Raw genomic sequence first — 23,147 nt, 5'->3', positions numbered from 1 at the left:
GCGATCATGCTGCAGGACCTCCGTGAGACGCCGCTCAGATAGACCGTCCTCCGGAAGCTCGACGAGTACGAATGACCCTTTCTGAAGGGATTGAACAGGACTGTTGTTCTGCACAGATTCTGCTAGGTAGAGTGGGATTCCATCCGACGGAACCCGCCGTCGGTGAACAAAGGAGTTCCAGAATGCGCATCGTCTTGGTTCATGGAGGTTGGCAGGGTGGTTGGGCGTGGGACGGCGTTGTCGCTGAGCTCACGAAGGCAGGCCACGAGGTATGGGCCCCAACCTTGCAGGGTCACGGTGACAACGACGACCGTGCAGGTGTCACGCTCTCGACCATGGCGGACAATCTCATCGGCCGGATCGCCGACAAGGGGTGGGACCGGTTCGTCGTAGTCGGCCACAGTGGCGGCGGCCCGCTCATCCAACTCGTAGCTGAGGCGATGCCGGAGCAGGTGGAGCAGGCGATCTTCATCGACGCGTGGGTACTCGCCGACGGCGAGTCGATCAATGCGATCCTCCCCGCCGAGTTGGCGAATTTCGCCCGTGGCACAGCCGCGTCCTCGCCCGACCAGAGCGTGCCGATCCCGCCGCAGCTATTCATGACGGCTTTCTTGCAGGACGGATCGGAGGAGCTTCACGCGCAGGTCGAGCCTCGTCTGGTGCCGTCGCCTGGCGGTTGGCTCGACGAGCCGATCCGTCTTCGGACGGCCGGCACCGGTGACGTGCCGAGCGGCTACATCTTCCTGCAAGAGGATCGGGCTGTGCCGCAGGAGTTGTACCGCGCATCAGCAGACCGGCTCACGAACCCGACGACCGCGAGCTCGCCGGGGAGCCATCAGGCCATGTTGACGCGCCCGGTGGAGCTGGCAGCAGCCATCGTCTCCGTTATGTCGTGACGACGTTTCGCTCTTTCGCGACTTCCGCTGGGACCGTCGCTTACGCCGAATGGCTGCCCGGCGGCCCCGCCCGTGCGACGGTGCTGCTCGTTCACGGCGGGGGGGTGGGCCCCGGTGGCTGGAGTCGAGCGATCGGCGGGCGACCCGGGTGGGCACCCCGTCTCGCCGAAGCCGGATACCGCGCGGTCGTGATGACGTGGCCTGGGTTGTCGGCTGGCGGCGCATGGGACCCCGACACGCGGCTGGATGGGGCGGCGGTCGCCGGCGCGATCGTCGAGCTAATCGCTGCGCTCGGCGGCCCGGTCGTCCTCGTGGTCCACTCCATGTCCGCCGCTTTCGGCTATCGGGTCGCTTTCCACCATCGGGATTCACTGATCGCCCTAGTCGCGCTGGCACCCGCTCCCCCCGGGGACATCCAGCCCGAGCCCGCCGTGCTGGAAGAGGACGCCGATCACATCGTCGTCCAGGGACGCCCGCTCACCTGGAGGCTTCCCCGTCGCGGCTGGTGGCATCCCGGACCAGAGTTCATCGAGGCGAAGCTGGTCGGTGCAAGCGAGCAGTTCCCACCCGGTCACCTGGACGAGCTCCGTTCGCAGCTGGTGCCAATCCCAGCCGGGCTCCTCCTCGAGCGGCAGAACGTCCGCGGTGCGCAGGTCCATATCGGCGACAGGGAGTTGGACGGCCTACCGACCCTCGTGATGGTCGGTACCCACGACACCGATCATCCGATCGAGTCGGACCGCGCGACTGCTGACTGGCTCGCCGAGCGAGGCGGCGATGTCAGGTTCGTCGCGTTGACGGCAGCGAACGTGGCTGGCAACGGCCACATGCTGATGCAGGAGTCGAACAGCGATGCGGTACTCACCCTGGTGACGGAGTGGCTCGGTCCAAATGTGCGCCTGCGGCGGTGAGGATGGTGCAGTTGATCGCGACCCGGGCTCCGGACATCTGTGATGGCCCGACTACAGCAGGAGCCGTTGCTCAGCAAGTTCCTGCAGCAGGAATCGCCAGAGATGCCCGTCGTTGAATGCGTCACCCAGGTCGGGCAGGTCGGCGAGATCGTCGTCATCGATCGGCATAGGCTCGGCCCCTGCCTGCAGAACGGCGAGGTGCACGCGAGCCAGGCTGTCGACATTGATCGCGCGGATGACGGCCTGCGGGACGCTCTCGCCGACGGCCGTGAGGCCGTGACCGCGCAGGATGCCGACCGGCCGCGTGCCGAAATCGTCCGCCATGGCCGTCGCGCGTGCGTGGTTGCGGATCAGCGCAGACGAGGGGTGCGCGGGGATGCCGCCGCGCGCCATCCGCATAGCGGGGATGTTGAAGGCACCGACAATCGGTAGCAACGTCCGTCCGGTCAGCGAGAACGCGACGACAGCCGGCGGATGCGCGTGGACGACGGATCGAGCCGCAGGATTGCGGCGCAGCAGCTCAAGATGCAGAGACAGCTCGTTCGGCGCCCGGTACCCGCCGGCGAGCTCGAACGATCCCTCAAGGGGCACGGCGAGGATGTCGTCGGCGGTGGTGAACCGCAGCCCCCGCTCCTGCGGTCCGCGGGCTCGGATGAGGACGGTGTCGTCGTCGACCCGCAGGCTGACGTGCCCGAGGATGTCGTCCACGAGCCCCCGGACCGCGAGCACGCGGCAAGCATTGGCGACGAGCATGCGTTCGTCGACGTAGTCGTTCATCATCCACTTCTCCTTCGAGGCGTGATCTCCGATTGCGAATTCCTGGAAAATCTAGCAGAATCAGATTCTGTCTTAAAGAAAACCGGTCTCGACCGACATCATCTTCAAGGCGCGGAATAGGACTCTGACATCAGGAAGCAGCGACCCAATGGCGAGCAAGACGACGATCTTCGAGGACGTGCGGCGCGGCATGATCCCGGCGCACATCTATAACGACGAGGAGATCTTCGAGCAGGAGAAGAGCAAGCTCTTCAGCCGCGCGTGGATTTTCGTCGGACATGAATCCGAGATCCCTCAGCCCGGTGACTACGTGGTGCGGCATGTGCTCGACGACTCGTTTATCGTCGTGCGCGATGAGAGTGGTGAGATTCGGGCGCACTTCAACATGTGCCTGCACCGCGGGATGCAGGTGTGCCGCGCCGAGGTCGGCAACGCCTCCCACTTCCGTTGCCCCTACCACGGGTGGTCATACCGCAACGACGGCCGGATTATGGGCCTCCCGTTCCACGAGGAGGCCTACGGGGGTGAGGCAGGGTTCAACAAGAAGGGTGCACGACTGCTCCCGGCGCCGAACCTGGACACATACAACGGTCTGATCTTCATCAGCATGGACCCGAACGCGCCGACCCTGCGGGAATACATCGGCGACTTCGCGTTCTACCTCGACTACTACACCGGGCAGAGCGCCAAGGGCATCGAGCTGCGTGGCCCGCAGCGGTGGCGCGTCAACGCGAACTGGAAGATCGGCGCCGAGAACTTCGCCGGCGACATGTATCACACGCCCCAGACCCACACCTCGGTCGTCGAGATCGGGTTGTTCCGTGAGCCGAAGGCGGAGAAGCGCAAGGACGGCAACACGTACTGGGCCGGCAACGGCGGCGGCACGACCTACAAGCTCCCGCCGGGCAGCCTCGAGGAGCGGCTGCGCTACGTCGGATATCCCGACGCGATGATCGAGCGGATGAAGGAGCAATGGTCGCCTGAGCAGCTCGATGTGATTGGCCGTGACGGGTTTATGATCTCAGCGGCATCGCTCTTCCCGAACATGAGTTTCGTGCACAACTGGCCGAAGGTGGAGGACGGGGACGACGTGCTGCCCTTCATCTCGATCCGTTCGTGGCAGCCCATTAGCGAGAACGAGACGGAGGTCTACTCCTGGTTCGCGGTCGATGCCGAGGCGCCGGAGGAGTTCAAGGAGCTCTCGTACAAGGCCTACCTTATGTGCTTCGGTAGCACGGGAATGTTCGAGCAGGACGATGTCGAGAACTGGGTCTCGCTGACCACGACTGCCAAGGGTTCGATGGCTCGACGGCTCCTGCTCAACAGTCGGATGGGGACTCTCAAAGACGACACTCCGGTCGTCGCTGCGCTGACGCCTGAACAGTTCGCCGGTCCAGGCGTCGCGCACGTTGGTTACGGCGAGTACAACCAGCGTCATCTGCTCGATCGCTGGGCCGACTACCTCGACACCGATGACGAAGTCGAGGTGCAGGTCGCGAGCATCGGTACAGGCATCACCAACAACGGGGAGGCACCCGCATGATGAACACCGAGACCGGTGTCCAGATATCCGAGCAATCGCCTCTCGGCGCCCACGCCACGCGCGCCGATCGAGTCGGGCGGTCCCTACTGTTCTCCGACGAACTGCATCTCGAGGCGCATCGTTGGTTGATTGAAGAGGCTTACACCCTCGACGAGCAACGGTACGAGCACTGGCTTGAGACGCTTACAGAGGATATTCACTACATCATGCCGGTGCGTCAGACGACGGCTCTCGGGTCTTCCTTCACGACGGCGAGGGGGATGTCGCACTGGGACGAGAATAAGTACTCGCTCAGCCGCCGGGTCGCGCGATTCCTGACTGAACACGCTTGGACGGAGGACCCTCCCTCACGCCTGCGTCACTACGTGACGAACGTGCGCGTGTTCCTGTCCTCGGTCGAGGACGAGCTCATCGTCGACTCCGCCGTCCTGCTGTTCCGCAGCCGGGGAGACGTCAACGAGCCGTCAATCATCTCCGCTCACCGCGAGGACGTATTGCGTCGCGTCGGTGACGACCTGCAGTTGGCACGTCGGGTGATCATGGTGGACGAGTCGGTGCTCCGCACCCAGAACCTGGCGATCTTCCTGTGAGCGGCCTCGACTGGGAGGGTGCCGACGTCGATCGTGATGCCGCGGCGGCTGCGGCGGCGGAGCGCGAGCGTCTTATTGCCCGCACCGTCGGAGAGCCGCTCGTCATCGCCAACGAGTTTTCGGAGATCGAAGTGCGCCGCGTGGAAACTCACAACGGCACGAGGCTACTGATCGACGCCCCGAAAACTGGCCAGTGGATCGCGATCGACCCCATGGAACTCGAGGCCCTGACCTGGCAGACCACGCAGACGTTCTCCGAGATGATCGCGCGGCCTGACCAGCCGATGTTTCCCGAAATGCGACCGCAGTAGAAAAGGAGAGACCGATGGCACGGATCATCGCCGACCGCAGCGCCTGCCAGGGCTACGCCAATTGCGTTGTCGCCGCGGGCGACTACTTCGACCTAGATGACGACGCCCTAGTGATCGTTCTGCGCGAGGACCTGCCCGACAGTGACCGCAAGCGAGTAGAGGAGGCGGCGCGCAGCTGCCCCGTCTCCGCCTTGGTTGTGGAGGACTGACGTGTCGCGGGTCGTCATCGTCGGCGCCTCTGTTGGTGGGCTCAAGACCGCCCAAGCCCTTCGAAGCGAGGGATTCGAGGGCGAGATCGTCCTGATTGACCAGGAACGCCATCCCACCTACGACAAACCTCCGCTCTCGAAGAAGTACCTCACCGGTGAGACGGCGCGACACGAGATCGAGCTTCTCTCCGAGCACGAGACGCGGGGGATCGGAGCCATCTCAATCTTCGGCACGCCCGCGGCATCCCTCAACCTCGAAGGCCAGGTTGTGACGCTCGAGGACGGTACAGCCGTCTCATACGACACACTCGTGATCGCCACCGGGTCACGCGCCCGTCGCTCTCCGTGGGGTGAAGGTGAGCATATTCACTTGCTGCGTACCAGCGGCGATGCCGAGCGCTTGCGGGATGAGCTGGCCACAGCGCGGCACCTTGTGGTCATCGGCGCAGGCTTCATCGGGGGGGAGGCTGCCGCAACGGCGATCACGGCGGGCGTACGGGTCAGCATGGTTGACCCGTTCCCGGCGCCGATGTCGCGGGTGCTCAATGCCGAAGTCGGCCAGATCTTCAGCCGCAAGTATGCCCAGGAGGGCGTCGAGGAGTACTTCGGAAGGACAGTCGAAGGCGTCGAACAGACGGCAGACGGGGTGCGCGTGGTGCTCGATGGCGGCGAGATCATCGAGGCCGATGCAGCTCTCGTCGGTATCGGAGCTGTGGTCAACACAGAGTGGCTCGAGGGTTCCGGCATCGAACTCGACAACGGGGTGACCTGCGACTCTGGGCTGCGGGCCATCGGGCATCCTGAGATCTTTGCCGTCGGCGATATCGCACGTTGGGCGAGTGCGTCGCGCAACGTCTCGCTGCGCCTCGAACATTGGACCAATGCCGTTGATCAGGCTCGCGTCGTCGCACACAACATCGTCCACCCTGATGATTGCGAGGACTACGACACGACCGAGTATGTCTGGAGCGACCAGTACGACTGGAAGATCCAGATCGTCGGGCATACCGGATCTGATCACTGGACGATGGTGGGCGACCCTGCGCAGGACCGCTTCGCCGTCGTGTACGGCGAGAGCCAAGGGCAGGCCGAAGGTGCCGTCATCGTGAACTGGCCGCGTGCCCTCGTCGACGCCCGCCGCTCGGTCGCCTCGCGAGCGAAGGCGGACGAGCTGATACATCGGCTGCGCGCCCTCCTCGAGCCCTCGAGCACGGCTCCGGCGAAGGCGGCCGCCCGATGAGAGCTGACGACACCACCCTCCCCCTCCTGCACGGTCACCGCATCCCGCGAATCGGGGTGGGCACGTGGCCACTCACGGGAGACGAGTGCGCAACGATGGTCGAGAAGGCGGTCGGCTACGGTTACCGCCTGTTCGATACGGCGTACAAGTACGCGAATGAGGAGGCCGTCGGTGCCGGTCTGCGTGCATCGGGCATCCCTCGTGACGAGGTCTTCATCACGAGCAAGTTCAACAAGGAGGACCACAGCGTCGAGGGAGTGCAGCGCGCGTACGACCGATCGCTGAAGACCCTTCGCGTCGACTACCTCGATCTGTTCCTGATCCATTGGCCGGTTCCGGCCCTCGACCGATACGTCGAAGCGTGGAAGGGTCTGGTGAGACTGCTCGAAGAGGGACGAGTGAAGGCGATCGGCGTCTCCAACTTCAAGTCTCACCACCTTCAGCGCGTCGTCGACGCGACCGGTGTCGTCCCCGACGTCGATCAGATCCAGCTCAGCGTCGACATCGCCCGTGTCGAACAGCGCAGCTTCCAGCGCGCTCACGGCATCCTGACCGAGGCGTGGAGCCCGCTCGGACGCGGAGGAGCCCTGCTGTCCGATCCCGCGGTGACCGCGATCGCGTCGAAGTATGACAAGTCGCCCGCACAGGTCCTACTGCGCTGGCACATCGAGGAAGGGATCGTTCCCGTCCCGCGCGCCGGCGATGAGAAGCATCTCGCGCAGAACATCGACGTCTTCGATTTCACGCTCAGCTCGGAGGATATGGCGACGCTGAGTGGGCTGGATCAAGGCGAAGAAGCCGCCCGCGACCCGGACGATCCGGCCAACGGGCACTGAGGCCCACGGCGGCGGGTCGGTCGCTCCCGCAGCCACGCTCATCAGCGGCGTGTTCGCGTGCGCAGCGCATCCATGGGCGCTACGACGACCCGGGCCGGTTCACCCCAACAGTTCGGCGAGGCGGATCGCGGCGTCCCGCAGTGACCGCGCTAGGGACTTGACCTTGCCCGGCGGTAACCGCTGCACGGGCGCGGAGGCGTTGATCGCCAGTCGCAGTCCCGACGAGACGTGGACCGGGACCGCGACGCTCGCCACGCCGTCCTCGCTTTCCTGCCGATTCACGGCATAACCGTCCAGTCGTGTCCGAACCAGTTCGGCGACGAGTTCGTCTCGGGAACGTATGGAGTTCGGTGTGACGATCTCGAGCTGCTCGTCCGGGTACAGCCGGAAGAGCTGCTCGTCGCTCAGCTCGGCAAGCAGCGCCTTGCCGGTCGAGGTGCAATGCGCCGGCAGGGTCTTGCCCAGTCTCGAAACCACGCGCACGGCCACATCGGGCTCGGCAACGGCGAGGAATCGGACATGGTTGCCCTCGAGCGTGCCCAGGTGGCAGGTCTCACCGAGGGCGGCGCTGAGGTCCTCGAGGATCGGCTGCGCCAGTCTCGGGACATCCATCCTGCGCAGCACCGAGAAGGCCACCGTCGTCAGCGCCGGGCCAGGGCCGTAAGCCTTGGTCACCGGGTTCTGCCGCACGAAGCCGCGCCATGCCAGCATCGCGAGAAGTCGGTGCGCGGTCGAGGTCGCCACCCCGAGGAGGGCACCGGCGTCCGTGAGCCGCAGCTCGTGCTCCTCACCCAGCAGCAGGATCAGCTTCAGCGCGTTGTCGACCGACTCGATCGGATACTGGGGTGGATCGCCCGGCGACCCGAGCTGTCGATTCTGCACGGCAGAAAGCTTACTTGCAACGTGGGCGCGCTCCTCCTGCACCGCGCGCTCCGATGCCGACCCGACAGGCGGGAGGATCGTCTCCGCGGTGCCACTGCAGCCCGTGCCACCCCACGCCGCCCGCGTGGCTCCCTGTGACGGCCCCGACGGCCCAGGCGCTCTACGGTCGGAGCAGGACCTTCAGGCTGCTGGACGCGTCGCGGGACTGCTCGAAGGCGGCGGCGGCATCGTCGAAGGCGAACTCGTGGGTCGCCAGCGGCGACAGATCGATCCCCTGGGCGTCGGACGCCTGACGATCGACTCGAGGACGGCCTCGTACTCGCGATGAGCGATGGCGAACGACTGCGGGTGCCACAACTGATAGATGTGTAAGCAGCGTTCCGGGTAGGAGTCCACTACCCGCCCCAACGGGATGTCTGCACGCGCGACGCAGCAGCGGAGGAACGCGTGGTGCGCCACCAGCCAGGCGTCCATGTCACCGACTGCCAGCGCCGCATCCATTAGCGTCCCGTACTCGCGCGAAGCGCCGATCTCGGAGCGCAGCATCCGTCCACCGTCCGGCGCGCGCCTAAGGACTCCAGCTGAAGCCGGACACCGTAGAGCTGGTCGACCTCTTCTACGTCCGGGTGATACACCGTCGCTCGGCGATGGTATCGGCCTCGTTTGAGCCTTTCTTCCCGCAGCAAGCGAAACGCCTCGTGCAAATGACCTCCCCGTCGATCCAGGTCTTTCAACTTTCCATCCTGCGTGAGGCGGCAGTGGCGGTGACACTCCACTGCTCGGAAGAGCACTATTTCGCGCTATTGATCCGGACCCCGATGGTCGGAAGCTGTTCAGTGCCGCGTCATCGGCGCAATACGCTGGGAGACGGGGCTTCCTCTGCCCCGGGAGGACACCATGCAACCAGATAACCTCACGGTCACGGCTCGGGTGGCGCGCACAGCCGTCCCCGGGCGGCTGGACGATCTCACCGAGTGGGCGCATGGTTTCACCGGCCGGGCCCAGTCGTTCCCCGGCTACCGGGAGTCGAAGGTCCGAGTCTCGGAACGGCACCGGCGCCAGGTTGTCGTCGAGATCACGTTCGCTTCCCCCCATGACCTCATCCGGTGGGAGGACAGTAAGGAGCGGCAGGCGCACCTGCAACAGGCCGTGCCGCTCACGATCGGGCAGGCCCGTCCACTGACTCCGGACGCCCTCACCGGTGCAATCCCGACGGCCGGTCCCGCGCGCCCGCGGTGGTGGACGGCGATTTTAGTGTGGATCGCGCTGGTACCGCCTGCCATGTTCAACGCCTACTTCATCGCTCCGCTCCTGACCGGCCTGCCGCCGTACCTCCAGATCCTATGTACGACGCCACTGACCGTCGCGTGCGTCATCTGGGTGATGTTGCCTCTATTGCACGCGCTCGAGGAGAGCATCCGCCACTGGCTCGCGTGGCGGCGCGGGCGCTGAGCGTCTGCCCCATTAGGCGCTGTCGCGGCGGGCAAAGCCCTCTCCGCTCCCTCTTGTCAATCTTGCCTACCTTGGTGAGGGGCATGTCGTCGACGGCGATCAGCCGCTCGGGGTGCTTATGCTTAGCCACCCCGGCGGACTCCATGGCGGCGCGGATCCGTTCGAGCCCGAGCGGGCCGCCCTCCTTGAGACTCACGTAGACGCATACCCGCTCGCTGAACACGGGGTCGAGCATCGCGACGGCGGCCGCTAGATCGAAGCTGTCATAGCGGTAGACGAGGTCCTCCACCTCTTCGCACGAAATCTTCTCGCTGCCTCGGTTGATCATGTCGAGATGTAGCCATCCTCGGTGAAGGACCGCGCGTTCGTCTCAGGTGCGCGGTAGCATCCGCGCGGGGTGTAGCGGATCGGTTTCCTGCTCGAGCATAGATCGACGGCTCATCAGATGCCTCCAGAGTTCTTTTCGTCGGTTATGTCGGTGTGGTGATCAGCGGCGGCGCTGGCGCTTGCCGCCCCAGAACGCGCGGACTGCCATGGTGATCGCTTCGTCTTTGGTGAGGCGATCACCACGGGCCGCGGCTTCGTCGCGTGCCTGGTTGATGTACTCGAAGACGTCCGGAGGTAGTCGGAAGGTCGCGGGGTGTTTTTCGATGCGCTGGACATTGTACGGGCCGCGCTTCTTGCCGGTGCGGGGCGACGTGTCACACCCCAATCAGGGCGGCTTCGACGTCGTCATCGGCAACCCACCCTACGTCAACCGGCGCGAGCTCAGCTACCGCATCACCGGCTTCGAGACAGACAACGTCGACGACATCTACGCCTCCTGCTGCGAGCGCTCGGCGCAGATCACGCGCCCGGATGGCCGGCTCAGCCTGATCGTTCCCATCCGCAGCCAGTTCGCCGATCGCGACGAGTCACTGCGGAAGTTCTACGAGCGGCGGTTCGATGCGATCTGGGTGAGCACCTTCCAGGAACGCCCGGCTGCCCTGTTCCAGGTGAAGGTGCGCAGCACGATCATCACCGCCGCCGGGTATGGCAGCGTCTCCGAGCTGCACACGACGCTCACCCACAGCTGGATCGAGGCGTTCCGTCCGCATCTGATGGCGACACTGCGGTATTCGCTTCGGCCCGCCGGCTCGCGGACCCCGAACTGGATGCGCGCCAGCAGCGACGCGATGTTCGAGCTGATCGACACGCTGCTTGCGAAGGGCACGATCTCCTCGACGCCGCTTGTCCGTGTGAGCGACTACTCCGTCGGTTTCAAGAAGACCGCCACGTACTTCCTGAGCACGTACACGGTGCCGCCGGTCACCTACGACAAGACCACGCACGCCACGGTGCCCCTCAACGAGGGGAAGCTGTTCGTTCAGAACCGGAAGGACCAGCTCGCGGCCAGCGCGATCGCGGCGTCGCGGCTGGCGTTCCTGTGGTGGACGTTCACGGGCGACTGCTTCAACGTCACCAAGGGCACGATGTCGCAGATCCCATTCTCCCCGCACGCTTACGGGCAGGACACGTTCGATGCTCTGGTGGAGCTCGGCGAGAGGATCGAGGAGGCGCTGCCGGCCGTGCGCTCCTGGGATCTCAACTCCGGGAAGTACGTGGGCGGGTACGCGATCCCCGAACTGCGTCATCTCACCGGTCAGGCCGACGAGATCATGCTGGAGGCGATCGGCCGCATCGATCTGCTGCCGGAGATCCAGTACGCCCACGCCCGGATGTACAAGAGCACCGGGATTTCCGCGACGACACTGCGAAAGTTGCCGTTCGAGGTCGAGGTGTGACGCGCGACATCCGCACGGGTCCTTTGCCCTCGAGCGACTGCGATCGTTCGTCCGGGTCAGGATCCTCTGAGTGATGGATATGACAGGTAGGCGCTACCGGATGAGTTGACCCATCTCCCAGTCGCCGAGAGGGATCGTCCGACAAGTTCTGTCAGCGGTCCAAGCGGGACGGTGGCGGTCAGGTTGATCATCGCCGCACAGCATAGAACGCGTTCTCGAACTCGATGGGCGGGACGACACACCGACAGCGGTGGGGTGCCTACCCTTCTCAGGCGGAGTCACGGAGCGAGGTGACAAGCTCCGCGGGGAGGGCAAAGACCTTCTCGAGCAACGGGAGAAGGTCCCGGACTGCCTCGAGGTGCTGCTCTTCGGTCAGATCGTCGATCGCCGGAGGCTCGTCGCCAGTCCAGCCGATCGCTTCCGCCACGATCGTCAGGGACCAGGAGTCCCACCTGAGCCGCCCCTCGGATCGCAGCTGCTCCCGGAACTGACCGAGCACGCCCACGGGCTGAAACGCATTGCGATCGCGCGCGAGCTCGTCGCGAACGTACAACATCGCCGTTTCGAAACCGAGCAGGAACGTGTGCACTCGCTCGAACGTGACGGGCTGCCCGATATACATTCCGGATCGCTTCACGAATGCCTCGGCGATCGAGTAGACCGGCAACTCGGCCGGCCCGTTAGTTTCACTCATCTCGACTTCCCTGCCAGCAGCTCAGGAGACGGTCATTACCCGCGGCGCCGTTTGCGGCCCCAGTAGGCGCGAAGCGCAACGGTGACGATCTCGTCCTTGGTGAGGCGGTCGCCGCGGCTGGCTGCATCCTGCTTGGCCCAGTCCATCAGTTCAAGCGCGTCGTCGGGGAGACGGATCGAGACGGGCTTCTTCTGGACGTAGACGACGTTGTAGGGCCCCCGCTTCTTCTTCGCCGGCGGTGGCGTCTCCGCCTCGGCCGACTCAGGAGGCGTCGCGCTCGCCGCTGCCGGCTTCTGGCTTGCGCGAGGTGCGCGTGCGGGTGCTTCGGACGTCGCTGCCTGGTCGACGTCGCTGGTGACTTCCTCAGCGGGGGGCGCGGCCTTGCGTGCGCGGGGCTTCGCTGCAGCTGTGGGCTTCTTCGGGGCGGCCATGGTCACTGACCACCTCCTCGGTTTCCACGGCGGCGAGCGCGGCGCTCCTCGATGCGCCGCTTCTCTTCCATGCTGATGAGCTCCGCCGGCGACAGCGAGCGGGGGCGGTGAGTGCGGCCGCGCTCGGCCTGCCTCTGGTACTCGGTCGTCTTGGCCGTGCTGACGACGTTGAGGGTGACGCCGGTGATGGTGTCGCGGCTGGTGTCGAGGTTCACGTATCGGTTCTTCGACTCTTCGCGGAACCAGCCGAGGGCGTCGCCGCCGTTCTCGTGGATGCGCTTGAGCATCGTCGAGGCGTTGTACGAGTTGACCTCCATCACGCGGCCGTTGGAGAAGGTCAGGTGGGCGGTGATCTGCTTCTGCTTGTCGTGGGACTGGCCCTTGGCGGCGTTGCGGACCTGCTTGATCAGTTCGGCGTTCGCCTGCTCGCGGCCCTTCGCGGTGCGGCCCTTGGGGATGCGCATCTCGATGTACCGGTCGCCCCCGGTGGCGTATGCCACGTCGACGCGCAGCCGACCACCCTGGCGACCCTCAACGTAGGTGCCGCTGAGGTCTTCGGGGATGACGGGCTTGGCGCCGGCCTTGCCTCGCACGGGGGCGATCGAGCCGTCCTTGCGCCGGCGCCGCGGCGGGACGTGGGTGAGGCGTCCGGTGTCAGCGAGCTCCTGGAGCGCCTGGCGGTAGAGGGCGCCGCTGGTTTCGCCGTTGAGGATCTTGCGGACCATTCGAGGCGAGCGGTGCAGCTCCTCGGCGATCTCGGCCGTGCTGATGCCCTTGCGCCGCAGATCGCGGATGAGGTCTTGGGCGGTGCGCTGCTGGTCAGCCATCAGCCCTTCTCCTCTGCCTGCTCGAGCGCCTTGGCGATGCCGGCCCGCTCGGCACGTGCTTTCAGCGCGTCACGCTGCCGCAGCGTCTCCGGCGTGATGAAGGATCCGTTGAGGTAGCCCTGCAGGCGCAGGCGCCCGGTCTTGCCGTCGTCGCCGCCGCCGATGAACCGGTCCGGCAGGGACCACGCCGGCAGCTTGGTCGTGTAGATCGCATCACCCTGGATGCCGATGAGCGTCGAGGGGTCGACCGTGAGAGCACCGGAGGTGTAGCCGCCGAGGGAGCTGGGGCCGTGGAGGACGCGAGCGCGTGCGCGACCCCAGACCTGGGCGGCGAGCTCCGGGTGGTAGAAGCTTCGGGTGCGGTCGTTCGGGCGCGACGGGATGCGATAGATCCAGAGGTTGCCCTGTCGCAGCATCTTGGCCCTGTACTCGGGCGGGACGTCATCGGGCGACGCGGCGACGCGGGTCTCGTCGCGGCCCGCGGCGGCGAATGCACCGATCGAGTGCAGCATGATGTTCCGCAGCGCGGCGAGCACAGCGCGGCGCAGGTCCGGGTGCATCTCGTCCTGCAGCTGGACTCGCTCGCGGGCGCGCGTCATGCGCTCGGTGAAGGTGTCTAGAGGCTTGGCCTTGCGGAACACCACGGCCTCGTGAGGGCGGATCTCCCACCCGTGCTTGAGGGCGACGTGGATCTCGCTGCCGTCGGCCCAGGTGTCGTGCACCGCTCCGGGCCGGTTCGGATAGAACCAGCCTTCGCGAACGTCCAGGTGCTTCACACCGAGCAGGCCAACGTGGTTCCAGCCCTGAGGGACGCGGAACCGCACGTGGAAGCGGGCGCGCGCGTAGGGGTCTTGCTCGAGCAGCTCGTACGCGGCGGCCTGGTTCAGCCGGATCGCGGGGCCGATACCGAGCTCGCGCCCGACGCCGGCGAACATGAACCGGCCGTCGACGTAGGCGAACTCGCTGATCTTCTTCGTCTTGGCCGGGTCGATCAGCGGGACGCAGTCCTCGTGCTTGGCGAACGACTCCCCCGCGACCAGGTGGTCGTAGTGGTGCAGGCCCGAGGTGAAGTGGATCTCCTGGGCGATGTCGTCTTCGACCGGCACGGGGTTGATGTTCTTCGGCAGCGACAGCGCCCACAGGTTCGTTCCGGTGGCGGCAGGGCTGTTGAACAGGCGCGCGTTCTCGTCGGCGTGGCGAATGATCGACGCGGTGACGTTCCAGGCCAGACGAGCCTGGGCAGGGGTCAGCGGCCCGTCGCCGAACCACTCCTCCGCGGTGCGGACTTCGATCTTGAAGCCGGTGACCGCGTGCTCGAACCGACCGGTGGGCGGGCCGTTGTTGACCCAGTGGGCTCCGGGCTTCCAGTTCGGGGTCTGGACGTACAGCCAGTGCCGCACGCCAGGCGCAGGCTCGGGGCGCTTCCCGGTCAGCATGATGCGGTTAGCGCCGTACGAGGCAGCCGTGTCGAGCAGGTCCGTCAGGTTGGGGTTCTTGCGGCGCTCGCCGATGACGGGGCGAACGGGCGTGCCGGCGTCGGTGACGCCTTGCCCGGTGGTCTGGTCGACCCAGATCGTGGGCACGTCCTTCGGCGTCCACGGCTTGGGTCGGTAGTTCAGCTCGTCCATCTCACCCCCTCATTCGTCAGGTTATATTAGTCAAGAGTGCTTGAAAATTGCAATCAGATTTCGCAGTCGACGGGCGCTCCATGAAGGTCTGGCGGGGTCGCTAGGACGCGAGGCGGCCGCCGTAAGAGCGCCCGCGTCCGTGGTAGGACTTCTGCGCCTTCCGCAGCCCTTCCTCGGTCATCCCCAGCAGGAGGGCGATCTCTCGCTGGGTCAGCTCGGCCGCGCGCGCCTCGTCGACGACTTTGCCGCGGCGTTCGCGCAGCTCGTCCGCTTGCGCGAGCTGCTGGCCGATGCGACGGAGCTCCTCACGGATGGCGTCCGCGTCCTTGTTAGCCATGCGCCCCAGCATCCCCAACCAAGTTGGGTCTGGTTGCCGCGGCGCGCCGTAACCGCGAAAGTGGTTATATTCATCCAGCTGAGAGGAGCGCTGATGACCGGACGGCACCTCACCACGGCGGACGTCGCCGAGAAGCTCGGCGTGTCCGTCGTCGCGGTCTACAAGATGCGCTCCATCAGCAACAAGCTGCGCAGAGCCGGCCAGGAGGGTCCTCTGCTCCCCGAGCCGGTTGCCATAGAAGGCAACTCCCCGCTCTACGACGAGGCCGCGATCGACGCATTCGCGCAGGAGCGCGCGCGCAGGGCGCCCTCGCAGCGCGGCCGCCGGCCGCGACTGATGCCGGGACTGGCGCGCGATGCGGCTTTCGCGGAGCGGTTGCGGGCGGCGATCGCGGACGGGGCGGGGGCGCCCGAGGTTCCCACGCAGGCGGCTCTGATCGACCTGCTCGGCTTGAACGTCGTCACGTTCGGTGAGCGGATGCGAGGGCGCACCCGCTGGACCGACGCCGAGCTCGAGGTGATCAGGCGCACCCTCGGTGTCGACACGACGGATGCGAACGAGGTCGTAGACCGCGCTCGCGCGGCCAAGCGTCAGGCGCGCGCGGCGAGATCCCACGCGGGTTCGTAGCGGCTTCACGACATGCTCCCGCTCTCGTCGCTGGCTTGCTGGGCAGCGCAGGTTGAGAGCGTGTCCACGAGCGCACCGCGGTCGGCTTCGTCGACCGCGAGGTGCCAGGTGTCGACGATCTCCGTGTAGCGGGCGACGTAGGTGCACACGTAGTCGGCGTTCGATGGCAGCCACAGGGCTGGCCCGTGGTCGTTCTTGGCCGCATTCGTGTTGCCATCGACGGCGACGATGTTGTCGAACGAGTTGGCGAACTGAATGCGCTGCTGCTCGGTCCACGCCCACGCGCCCCCGGCGTGCGCCGCCGAAAGGCTGACGATGTGGTCGATCTGGACGCCGGAGCTTCCCGGGGCTCCAGGGGCGGCGATCCGGTCGTGCTCGAACTCAATGCGTGTGCCCGTGTACGGATCGGGGTCGAGCACGCCGGAGAGCACCGTGCAACCGTCACGGACGACGTCCTGCAGCTGGACGGCGAGGAGATCGTCTCGCTGATCGCAGCCGTTTCCCTCGATGTCGATCCAGCGCTCGCCGAACGTGGCGCGGCGATACTCGGGAATCTCCTCGGTGGGATCGATCAGCGGCAGCTCCTGCGCGACTGCGGCGAGCGCGGTGTAGTCGTAGGTCGGGTCCGGGGCGGGTGCCTGCGGGCGCGTCCATGTGTCGATCCAGGAGGTGATGCCCAGCTGGTGGGCGCCGAAGCCGAGCGCGAGAGCTGCGACCGCGGCGAGGGCTGTGCTGGCGCGGCGGGTGCGTCGGTTCATCTGCGCTCCTTTGCCTGTGCGGTGTCGGCTTGGTCGAGCAGCAGTATGGTTCGGGCGATCTGGGTGCGTGCCTCGTCGATGACCTCGAGGGTTTCGTCGTCGGCGTCGAGCTCTGAGAGTGCGTGGCTCTGGCGGCGGAGCTGGTCGCCGAGGTGGAACATGCCGGCACTGAGGAGGACCTCGGCGAGCGCGGCCGCGCGGGCGCCTTGGTGGTCGGCGCTGACGGCGAGGTCGTCGATGATCTCGATGAGGGTTGCGCGGGATCCCATCGTTGGGTCTTCTCCTGGAGTGAGCTCGCGGAGCGCTTCACGGTTGAGCAGCGTCTGGAAGAGCCTGTGCATCCGTTGGGTGAGGGGGCGGCCGTCGCGGCGGGTGCAGTTGAGCGCGAACTCGCGGAAGCTCCATCGGACGGTGACGGGTGTGCCGGTCTGGATGGTCATGGCTTCCTGGAGGCGCACGGCGATGTCGGTCATCAGTGCTCCTCGGTTCGGCCCAGGTGGGGGATCTGCTTGAGGTGGGCGCCGCGGCCGTTGCCGAGCTGGGGGGAGATCGCGCAGCTGGGCAGGTGCAGTCTCGCGTTCGGCCCGTGGCCTGCTGCCGCGTGGGGTGTGGGCTGCCGCGTTGGCCGGGTGTGCCGGGCGCCTCGCTGAGTCAGCGGGAGGGGGTTGAAGCGCAGCGACAGGGCCCAGCGATGGCCGCCGAGCGCGCGGACGACCCGCAGCCACTCTCCCTCTTTGGTGGAGTCGATGGTGAAGGTGTTCGGCTGGTCAGACATCTGCGGCTTCTTTCGGTGCGAAGGGGCTGTTCTTGGCGTCGCGGAGCATCTGCCGGGTGATCGGCTCGGTCTCCTCGAGCGAGGCGAGCGAGAAGTAGTGGCGGCGGGCGCGGGCCGCTTCGGTGCAGGTGAGCAGCTGGCGGTTGCCGTGGTTCGGGCATCCTCCCTTGCTGCGGCATCCGGCCAGGTAGCCGGCGGTGGTGCCGTGCAGGGCGGCTTCGAGGATGTCGAGCGTCTTGCTCATCAGGCGGCCTGCCGGAGTCCGAGGTCGTCACGGTCGCGGTCGATGGTGCGGACGTCGACGCCGAGCAGGTCGCTGAGCTGGGTGAGGCTGAGTCCGCGTTCGGTCCCGCGTCGGGTGGCTTCGAGGCGCTCGTCTCGGGTGAGGCGGACGTTCTGGCCGGCGAGAGCGAGCTCGATCGCGATCTCGTCGAGCAGGGGTTCCTGCCCGGCTGTGGGCGGTGCCGGGTCGGTGTCGATGTCGTCCCAGGCCAGCGGCGGCAGCCAGCCGTGCCGGCGTGCGACCGTGAGTGCGTAGGAGCGGCCGACCCGCTGCGCTCGGGTGTGGGTGGGGGGCTGCTGGTCCCAGAGCTCGTCGTAGAGCGCGGCGATGTCGTCGTGGACACGGATGTCCACGTAGGCGCCTTCGAGTGCCTTGTTGACCTTCCAGCGCGGGTAGCCGAGTCGGCGTGCGATCTCGTGGTGGTTCCATCCGATCGCGGCCAGAGCCTGGAGGCGCCGGCGGGTGCCGCGGCCGTTGACTCGGCCCTGCGCGGCGAGAGTGCTGCTGTCGGGGGTGACTGCGAGGAGTTTGCGGGCGGTGGCGCCGGTGACGAACCGTGCCGTCTCGCTGTTGAGCAGGCGACGGACCGTGGCGCCGCCGACGCCGGCGCTGATGGCGATCCGTTCGGGGATCATCCCGGTGTCGACCAGTGCCTGCAGGTGCTGCCGGATCGGCTCGATGGGTTGGTGCGCGTCCTGGTATCGCCCGTAGGCCAGGAGACGGTAGCGGTCGCGGCGGCGGCGCGCGTTGCCGTCCATGCAGGCGCGGCACCCGCAGAGGTGGACGACGTAGCAGGTGGAGGTCAGCCCGTGCTTGTGGTCCGGCGGGCAGGTGTGGGTCCGCATCTTCTCCTCCTCACAGATGGTTATATTCCCGAATATAACCCGTTCCCGAGGGTTTGGAACCCCCTCACTGCTAAGGGGTGGCCCCAGAGGCTCGAAGTCGACAATCTGAACGAGCTACAACGTTTGTTGCGGTTTCTCGCTACACTGTGCGCATGGCAGGATCAACTTTCGCTCGTCTGGGCGAGCTCGCGTCACAGCGTTGGGGCCTGGTGACCACCGCCCAGGCGCTCGAGGCTGGCGTGGCGCGCCCGACCCTGACGCGCCTCGCCAACAGCGGCGCGCTCATCCGCGTCGCGCGCGGCGTCTACCGCCTCGCCGGCGCGCCAGAGCACGAGCAGGAGGCGATCCTCGCGACCTGGCTCGCCCTCGGCGGCGCCGACCGTCCCCGCACAGACACCGGCGTCCCGCCCGTCGTCGCCGCAGGCCAGACGGCCGCGCAGCTGCATGGCATCGGCGACTGGTTCCCCGGGCCACTCGAGTTCGTCGTTCCCACCCGCCGCGGTACCCGCCTGGACGGGGTGCGGCTCCGCACCCGCGAGCTCGCGCCCACCGAGGTGGTCTCCGTCGACGGGATGCCGACCATGAGCGTCGAGCGCACGATCGCCGACCTGATCGAGCAGTGGGTCGACCGCTCCCTCGTCGCCGATGCGCTCGCCGACGCCGCGGACGCGGGAAAGCTGCTCTCCCCCGCCCGCCTGACCGAGTATCTGGAGCCGCTGGCCAAGCCCAACAAGTACCCCTCGGGTGCCGCGCTCGCGGCTGATCTGCTCGCTCTTGCGGGCGTCGACGCGGTGGTGCCGGCCGATGCCTGAGCCCGACGGCTACAAAGACTGGACGGGGCTTGCGCAGGCGATCAAGGCGGCCGCGACGAAGGCAGCCGGTGACGGCGCGAGCGCGCTGGATGTGAATGCGCAGATCGTGCAGGCACAGCACGATCGTTTCCTCAGCCGGGTCTTTGCGGAGGGGGAAGAGTCCGAGTGGCTGCTCAAGGGCGGCACGGCGATGCTCGCCCGGGTGCCGAAGTCACGGTCGACGAAAGACCTGGATCTGGCCTCGACCGGCGCCGCCGATCTGGATGCCGCGCAGCAGGCGCTCGAGCAGGCAGCCGCGCGTGATCTCGGCGACCATGTGCGGTTCCAGCTCACCCGTGCCCGTGCGACCGGGCGAGGAGAGAACCAGCCGGGTGTCGCGACCCGGCGCCTGGTGTTCACATGTCTGGACGCGAACACCGGCCGGAGGATCTCCGACATCCCCATCGACGTGGTCGTCGGCCCTCCCCCGGTCGGCCGCGTCGAGACGATCGAGCCGTCGACGCGGCTGCAGCTGGGGCGGCCGGTCCCGTCGCACCCCTACCGGCTGTTCCCGATCTCCGATCAGGTCGCGGAGAAGGTCACTGCGACGATGAGCACCTACAACGGCCGCCCCAGCAGCCGCGCGAAAGACCTGGTGGACATCGTCACCATTGCACGCACGCAGCGCGTCGACCTGCGCGAGCTGCAGATGGCCATCGACGCGAAGCGTGCACTGTCAAAGCTCGACTCGTTCACTACGTTCACGGTCCCGGACGGTTGGGACGGTCCCTACCGGGTGCTCGCGGCCGGCACGCCCTCAGCCGGCGGGATCACCGATCTGGGTGAGGCCGTGGCTCTCGCGCGTCAGCTGATCGATCCCGCGCTCGCCGACGCGCCCGTGCAACCGGGGACGGTCTGGGTCCCTGGCTCAGGCTGGACACAGAACCCTCCGCCGCCGGAGCCGGGCGGCAGCGGATCCCCTTCGGGGGAGGTCCACGTGCGCGCGCACGTGCGCTCCGGTTATCCCGTCACGGAGCACTGGCGCGCAGCGCGCGGCTCAGCCCAGGAGTGACCGCGTCAGTGCGCCGCGTCGTACGCCTCGAGGATGGACGCGGGAACCCTGCCGCGATCGCTGACCTGGTGTCCGTTCTGACTGGCCCATTCACGCACCGTGTTGAGATCGGCCCGTCCGCCCCGCGACGTCCTCGCCGGACGCCGGGTGGCTGCGCCGATGCGGCGCGCGCTCTTGGCCCAGGCCTCGAACTCGAGATCGATCTCGAGTTGCTTTCCGTCGATCGCGAAGGTCGCGGGATCGAGCCGCTCGCCAGGTCGCGCACACCACCGCGAAGGGCGGCGTCATCGCGATGACGAAGTCGCTCGCTGCGGAGGGCGCCCGCTACGGCGTCCGCGCGAACTCGATCTCGCCTGGCTTCGTCAGCACCCCGGCGACGGACAAGGCGGTGGATGCGGAGGGCAAGGCCTGGCAGGTCGGCAACGCGCTCATTCAACGCCCCGGCACGGGCGAGGACATCGCGTACATGCCGCTCTACCTGGCCTCCGACGAGTCCTCTTGGGTGACCGGACAGAACTACAGCGTCGACGGCGGCGCGACCGCCGGGTGGCGGAACGACAGCGAGACGGACCGACTGGCCGCGAAGAACGGCTGACACGCGGGTCGCGGCGCGACCGGTGACGGACGTGAGGCACGGTGTCAGCTGACACCGTGCCTCCCGTCCGTCGTGGCCACCTCGTCTAAATCGCGAGGTACCCGCCGTCGACGGCGAACTGCGCGCCGGTCGCGAAGGCGGCCGCGTCGGAACCGAGCCACGCGACCATCTCGGCGATGTCGTGCGGCGTGCCGAGTCGGCCGATCGGGTGCTTCGTCAGCAGCGCGTCCTTGAAGCCGGGGTAGGTCTCCTCCAGCGCGTCTATCATTGGCGTCTGGATCACCCCGGGCAGCACTGCGTTCACGCGGATGCCTTTGTCGGAGTACTCCACCGCGGCGGCTCGGGTGAGGCCGATGACGCCGTGCTTCGACGTGACGTAGGCGGACTGGTGGGCGATGGCGACCTGCCCGAGGGACGAGGCGGTGTTGATGATGGATCCGCCGCCCTGCGCCAGCATCTGCGGGATCTCGGCCTGCACGCCGGTTCAATATTCCGCACAGAGGAAGTTGGCCCCACGGCGTTACTGCAGTCAATCGTTCTGTTGCGCAAGCCCCCGCAGGTAAGCACGTGCGTCGTCGAGGCTGACGACATCGCCGTACTTCGCGTCGATGTCAAAGAGGCTGGCCAGGTGCGGAAGGGCTGCCCGGTCGCCGACTGCCTCTTCGACGACGATGGTGTGGAAGCCGTAGGAGCAGGCGTCAACCGCCGAGGCGCGCACGCACCCACTGGTGGTGCAGCCGACGATGATGATGGTGTCGACACCCCGTGAGATCAAGCGTGCGGCGAGATCAGTTCCGAAGAAGCAGGATGCGTACTTCTTCACCAGGGTCATCTCGTGGGGCAGCTGGCCCAGCCTGCTGTCGACCTCCACCCATTCGCTGCCCTCCACCAACAGGTGGTTGGACGGGATCTTCTTGATCCAGAGCCCCGCCTCCTGCAATTCGGTGTCGTACGCGACCGTCGAGAAGAAGATGGGGATCTCGAGTTCACGGGCGGGGACGAGTAAGGCATTGGTGGCGGCCAGCTGTGACTCCAGTTCGCCTGACAGGGGCGAACGGCTGTCCGTGAATCCGGTGATCAAGTCGACGATCAGCAGCGCCGGCTTCTCGCCGTAGCCGATCCGGCCGCCCAATCCCTTGGCCTTGAACTCGTCGCGCAGCCGTGCGTACTCATCGATCAGCTCCGTATTCGTCACGAATCGGCTCTCCTGTTCCCCGTCGACTGATAGTGCGCCGCGATGGCATCGCTCGTCGTCACCCAGACACCATCGTGAGACGTGATGTGCTCGAGGGCCCGATCAAGGTAGCGGTGGCGGAACGGCTGGCCGACGATGAACGGGTGCAACGGCAGCGACATGACGCGACCCGAGTGCTCGGAGTCTGAATAGAGCTGATCGAACTGGTCGATCACCGCTTCCAGGAACTGCGGGCCGGTATAGCTCTTACTCACGAACATCGTCACATCGTTGAGTTCTATCGTGTAGGGAACGCTGAACATCCCGTCGACGTTCAGCGGATACGGCTGATCGTCGTTCGTCCAGTCCAGGACGTAGTCATACCCCAGCTCCCGAAGGATCCGCGGCGTCTCGAACGTCTCTGTGAGCGCCGGGCCAAGCCAGCCCCGCGGCCGTACTCCGGTGGCGGAGGCGATTGTATCCGTCACGTCTTGAAGGTAGGCGCGCTCCGTGTCAGCACCCATTCCAGCTTGGAAGGTGGAATTGTCGCGGCCATGCGCGAGCCACGCCCAGCCGCGTTGCCGGCCTGCCTCGAGAATCTGGGGGTAGTGCCGACAAACGTCGGAGTTGAGAAGCACACTTGCGGGCACTCCATGTCGGTCGAGGCTCTCGATCATCCGCCACAGGCCTACCCGCGGACCGTAATCGCGCCAGCCGTAATTGAGTGGATCCGGCTGCAGCATCGCGGTACCGCCGAAGATGCTCGTGGAGGGCTTGTCGATCTGATAGTGCTCGATGTTCAGCCCGACATAGAACGCCACTCGGGCCCCATTCGGCCACGAAATCGTCGGTCGCTCCGTGATCGGGCTGTAATCGAAG

32 protein-coding genes are annotated in these 23,147 nt (G+C 66.6%); 14 read left to right on the top strand and 18 right to left on the bottom strand.

Going from position 1 to position 23,147, the window contains the following annotated elements:
- Positions 1-182: 182 nt before the first annotated feature.
- Positions 183-896 carry an alpha/beta fold hydrolase gene (locus ACSF8R_RS13895; RefSeq protein ID WP_005050723.1) on the top strand — a complete coding sequence of 238 codons (714 nt, stop codon included), beginning with the start codon at positions 183-185 and terminating at the stop codon, positions 894-896.
- On the top strand, positions 893-1,807 hold the full coding sequence (locus ACSF8R_RS13890; protein WP_005050725.1) for an alpha/beta hydrolase: 915 nt from the start codon (positions 893-895) through the stop codon (positions 1,805-1,807). The genes ACSF8R_RS13895 and ACSF8R_RS13890 overlap by 4 nt, the downstream gene beginning before the upstream one ends.
- A gap of 51 nt (positions 1,808-1,858) precedes the next feature.
- On the opposite strand, the gene ACSF8R_RS13885 is transcribed toward ACSF8R_RS13890, so the two are convergent.
- On the bottom strand, positions 1,859-2,587 hold the full coding sequence (locus tag ACSF8R_RS13885; protein ID WP_005050727.1) for a class II aldolase/adducin family protein: 729 nt from the start codon (positions 2,585-2,587) through the stop codon (positions 1,859-1,861).
- Positions 2,588-2,732: 145 nt separating this feature from the next.
- Here ACSF8R_RS13885 and ACSF8R_RS13880 point away from each other — a divergent pair, with 145 nt between their 5' ends.
- The 6 genes from ACSF8R_RS13880 to ACSF8R_RS13855 are packed head-to-tail and all read left to right on the top strand — an operon-like array spanning position 2,733 to position 7,313.
- On the top strand, positions 2,733-4,127 hold the full coding sequence (locus tag ACSF8R_RS13880; RefSeq protein WP_005050729.1) for an aromatic-ring-hydroxylating dioxygenase subunit alpha: 1,395 nt from the start codon (positions 2,733-2,735) through the stop codon (positions 4,125-4,127).
- Positions 4,124-4,717, top strand: a complete 594-nt coding sequence (locus tag ACSF8R_RS13875) for a 3-phenylpropionate/cinnamic acid dioxygenase subunit beta (RefSeq protein WP_005050730.1) — start codon at positions 4,124-4,126, stop codon at positions 4,715-4,717. Before ACSF8R_RS13880 ends, ACSF8R_RS13875 begins: the two co-directional genes overlap by 4 nt.
- Positions 4,714-5,028: a hypothetical protein gene (locus ACSF8R_RS13870; protein WP_005050731.1), complete on the top strand. Its 315-nt coding sequence runs from the start codon at positions 4,714-4,716 to the stop codon at positions 5,026-5,028. Before ACSF8R_RS13875 ends, ACSF8R_RS13870 begins: the two co-directional genes overlap by 4 nt.
- 14 nt (positions 5,029-5,042) lie before the next feature.
- Entirely contained in the window at positions 5,043-5,237 is a 195-nt protein-coding gene (locus tag ACSF8R_RS13865; protein ID WP_005050734.1) for a ferredoxin, read from the top strand.
- A 1-nt stretch (position 5,238) separates the two neighbouring features.
- On the top strand, positions 5,239-6,477 hold the full coding sequence (locus tag ACSF8R_RS13860) for an NAD(P)/FAD-dependent oxidoreductase (RefSeq protein ID WP_005050737.1): 1,239 nt from the start codon (positions 5,239-5,241) through the stop codon (positions 6,475-6,477).
- Positions 6,474-7,313, top strand: a complete 840-nt coding sequence (locus ACSF8R_RS13855) for an aldo/keto reductase (RefSeq protein ID WP_005050739.1) — start codon at positions 6,474-6,476, stop codon at positions 7,311-7,313. The genes ACSF8R_RS13860 and ACSF8R_RS13855 overlap by 4 nt, the downstream gene beginning before the upstream one ends.
- 99 nt (positions 7,314-7,412) lie before the next feature.
- Here the strand turns inward: ACSF8R_RS13855 and ACSF8R_RS13850 are convergent, their stop codons facing one another.
- Positions 7,413-8,237 carry an IclR family transcriptional regulator gene (locus ACSF8R_RS13850; RefSeq protein ID WP_434812367.1) on the bottom strand — a complete coding sequence of 275 codons (825 nt, stop codon included), beginning with the start codon at positions 8,235-8,237 and terminating at the stop codon, positions 7,413-7,415.
- A gap of 855 nt (positions 8,238-9,092) precedes the next feature.
- Between ACSF8R_RS13850 and ACSF8R_RS13845 the strand changes: the two genes are divergently transcribed.
- Entirely contained in the window at positions 9,093-9,647 is a 555-nt protein-coding gene (locus ACSF8R_RS13845) for a hypothetical protein (RefSeq protein WP_005050743.1), read from the top strand.
- Here ACSF8R_RS13845 and ACSF8R_RS13840 read toward each other — a convergent pair.
- Both ACSF8R_RS13840 and ACSF8R_RS13835 read right to left on the bottom strand, forming a co-directional pair.
- Positions 9,568-9,975, bottom strand: a complete 408-nt coding sequence (locus ACSF8R_RS13840; protein ID WP_005050745.1) for an AMP-binding enzyme — start codon at positions 9,973-9,975, stop codon at positions 9,568-9,570. The genes ACSF8R_RS13845 and ACSF8R_RS13840 overlap by 80 nt on opposite strands.
- A gap of 159 nt (positions 9,976-10,134) precedes the next feature.
- Positions 10,135-10,359 (bottom strand): hypothetical protein, encoded by a 225-nt coding sequence (locus ACSF8R_RS13835; protein ID WP_039712023.1) that lies wholly within the window; start codon positions 10,357-10,359, stop codon positions 10,135-10,137.
- Between ACSF8R_RS13835 and ACSF8R_RS13830 the strand changes: the two genes are divergently transcribed.
- Positions 10,346-11,431 (top strand): SAM-dependent methyltransferase, encoded by a 1,086-nt coding sequence (locus tag ACSF8R_RS13830; protein ID WP_039712022.1) that lies wholly within the window; start codon positions 10,346-10,348, stop codon positions 11,429-11,431. The genes ACSF8R_RS13835 and ACSF8R_RS13830 overlap by 14 nt on opposite strands.
- A gap of 268 nt (positions 11,432-11,699) precedes the next feature.
- On the opposite strand, the gene ACSF8R_RS13825 is transcribed toward ACSF8R_RS13830, so the two are convergent.
- The 5 genes from ACSF8R_RS13825 to ACSF8R_RS13805 form a co-directional block, all read right to left on the bottom strand.
- Positions 11,700-12,098 (bottom strand): hypothetical protein, encoded by a 399-nt coding sequence (locus ACSF8R_RS13825; protein WP_043340515.1) that lies wholly within the window; start codon positions 12,096-12,098, stop codon positions 11,700-11,702.
- 62 nt (positions 12,099-12,160) lie between these two features.
- Entirely contained in the window at positions 12,161-12,562 is a 402-nt protein-coding gene (locus ACSF8R_RS13820) for a hypothetical protein (RefSeq protein ID WP_005050751.1), read from the bottom strand.
- Positions 12,559-13,383, bottom strand: a complete 825-nt coding sequence (locus tag ACSF8R_RS13815; protein ID WP_005050753.1) for a hypothetical protein — start codon at positions 13,381-13,383, stop codon at positions 12,559-12,561. Before ACSF8R_RS13815 ends, ACSF8R_RS13820 begins: the two co-directional genes overlap by 4 nt.
- A complete protein-coding gene (locus tag ACSF8R_RS13810; RefSeq protein ID WP_005050756.1) occupies positions 13,383-15,011 on the bottom strand; it encodes a hypothetical protein in 1,629 nt (542 codons plus the stop codon). The genes ACSF8R_RS13815 and ACSF8R_RS13810 overlap by 1 nt, the downstream gene beginning before the upstream one ends.
- Positions 15,012-15,111: 100 nt before the next feature.
- Complete coding sequence (locus ACSF8R_RS13805) at positions 15,112-15,348, bottom strand: hypothetical protein (protein WP_043340519.1); 237 nt, start codon at positions 15,346-15,348, stop codon at positions 15,112-15,114.
- 93 nt (positions 15,349-15,441) lie between these two features.
- Here ACSF8R_RS13805 and ACSF8R_RS13800 point away from each other — a divergent pair, with 93 nt between their 5' ends.
- Positions 15,442-15,975, top strand: coding sequence for a helix-turn-helix transcriptional regulator (locus tag ACSF8R_RS13800; RefSeq protein WP_005050761.1), 534 nt, complete (start codon positions 15,442-15,444; stop codon positions 15,973-15,975).
- A gap of 5 nt (positions 15,976-15,980) precedes the next feature.
- Here ACSF8R_RS13800 and ACSF8R_RS13795 read toward each other — a convergent pair whose 3' ends face one another.
- The 5 genes from ACSF8R_RS13795 to ACSF8R_RS13775 are packed head-to-tail and all read right to left on the bottom strand — an operon-like array spanning position 15,981 to position 18,636.
- Positions 15,981-16,733, bottom strand: coding sequence for an HNH endonuclease family protein (locus tag ACSF8R_RS13795; RefSeq protein WP_005050763.1), 753 nt, complete (start codon positions 16,731-16,733; stop codon positions 15,981-15,983).
- Positions 16,730-17,206 (bottom strand): hypothetical protein, encoded by a 477-nt coding sequence (locus ACSF8R_RS13790; RefSeq protein ID WP_005050765.1) that lies wholly within the window; start codon positions 17,204-17,206, stop codon positions 16,730-16,732. The genes ACSF8R_RS13795 and ACSF8R_RS13790 overlap by 4 nt, the downstream gene beginning before the upstream one ends.
- The gene (locus tag ACSF8R_RS13785) at positions 17,206-17,508 is read right to left on the bottom strand and encodes a hypothetical protein (RefSeq protein ID WP_005050767.1); all 303 of its coding nucleotides are present in this window, start codon (positions 17,506-17,508) and stop codon (positions 17,206-17,208) included. The genes ACSF8R_RS13790 and ACSF8R_RS13785 overlap by 1 nt, the downstream gene beginning before the upstream one ends.
- Positions 17,501-17,752: a hypothetical protein gene (locus ACSF8R_RS13780; RefSeq protein ID WP_005050769.1), complete on the bottom strand. Its 252-nt coding sequence runs from the start codon at positions 17,750-17,752 to the stop codon at positions 17,501-17,503. The genes ACSF8R_RS13785 and ACSF8R_RS13780 overlap by 8 nt, the downstream gene beginning before the upstream one ends.
- Entirely contained in the window at positions 17,752-18,636 is an 885-nt protein-coding gene (locus ACSF8R_RS13775) for a hypothetical protein (RefSeq protein ID WP_005050771.1), read from the bottom strand. Before ACSF8R_RS13775 ends, ACSF8R_RS13780 begins: the two co-directional genes overlap by 1 nt.
- 152 nt (positions 18,637-18,788) lie before the next feature.
- Here ACSF8R_RS13775 and ACSF8R_RS13770 point away from each other — a divergent pair, with 152 nt between their 5' ends.
- Both ACSF8R_RS13770 and ACSF8R_RS13765 read left to right on the top strand, forming a co-directional pair.
- Positions 18,789-19,448, top strand: a complete 660-nt coding sequence (locus ACSF8R_RS13770; RefSeq protein WP_005050774.1) for a type IV toxin-antitoxin system AbiEi family antitoxin domain-containing protein — start codon at positions 18,789-18,791, stop codon at positions 19,446-19,448.
- A complete protein-coding gene (locus ACSF8R_RS13765; RefSeq protein WP_005050776.1) occupies positions 19,441-20,499 on the top strand; it encodes a nucleotidyl transferase AbiEii/AbiGii toxin family protein in 1,059 nt (352 codons plus the stop codon). The genes ACSF8R_RS13770 and ACSF8R_RS13765 overlap by 8 nt, the downstream gene beginning before the upstream one ends.
- A gap of 5 nt (positions 20,500-20,504) precedes the next feature.
- Here ACSF8R_RS13765 and ACSF8R_RS13760 read toward each other — a convergent pair whose 3' ends face one another.
- The gene (locus ACSF8R_RS13760; RefSeq protein WP_425488716.1) at positions 20,505-20,660 is read right to left on the bottom strand and encodes an Lsr2 family DNA-binding protein; all 156 of its coding nucleotides are present in this window, start codon (positions 20,658-20,660) and stop codon (positions 20,505-20,507) included.
- Here ACSF8R_RS13760 and ACSF8R_RS13755 point away from each other — a divergent pair.
- The gene (locus ACSF8R_RS13755) at positions 20,651-21,094 is read left to right on the top strand and encodes an SDR family NAD(P)-dependent oxidoreductase (protein ID WP_082157159.1); all 444 of its coding nucleotides are present in this window, start codon (positions 20,651-20,653) and stop codon (positions 21,092-21,094) included. The two genes, ACSF8R_RS13760 and ACSF8R_RS13755, sit on opposite strands and share 10 nt — an antisense overlap.
- An 85-nt stretch (positions 21,095-21,179) precedes the next feature.
- Here the strand turns inward: ACSF8R_RS13755 and ACSF8R_RS13750 are convergent, their stop codons facing one another.
- The 3 genes from ACSF8R_RS13750 to ACSF8R_RS13740 all read right to left on the bottom strand — a co-directional run.
- Entirely contained in the window at positions 21,180-21,572 is a 393-nt protein-coding gene (locus ACSF8R_RS13750; protein WP_005050794.1) for an SDR family oxidoreductase, read from the bottom strand.
- A 51-nt stretch (positions 21,573-21,623) separates the two neighbouring features.
- Positions 21,624-22,289: an N-carbamoylsarcosine amidohydrolase gene (locus ACSF8R_RS13745; protein WP_005050795.1), complete on the bottom strand. Its 666-nt coding sequence runs from the start codon at positions 22,287-22,289 to the stop codon at positions 21,624-21,626.
- The coding region (locus ACSF8R_RS13740; RefSeq protein WP_236969048.1) for a polysaccharide deacetylase family protein at positions 22,286-23,147 on the bottom strand (862 nt) is incomplete at its 5' end. The genes ACSF8R_RS13745 and ACSF8R_RS13740, both read right to left, overlap by 4 nt.

Origin of the sequence: Microbacterium sp. bgisy189 (genome assembly GCF_965345345.1) — a bacterium.
Lineage (GTDB): Bacteria > Actinomycetota > Actinomycetes > Actinomycetales > Microbacteriaceae > Microbacterium.
This window is presented reverse-complemented; position numbering and strand designations above follow the sequence as displayed.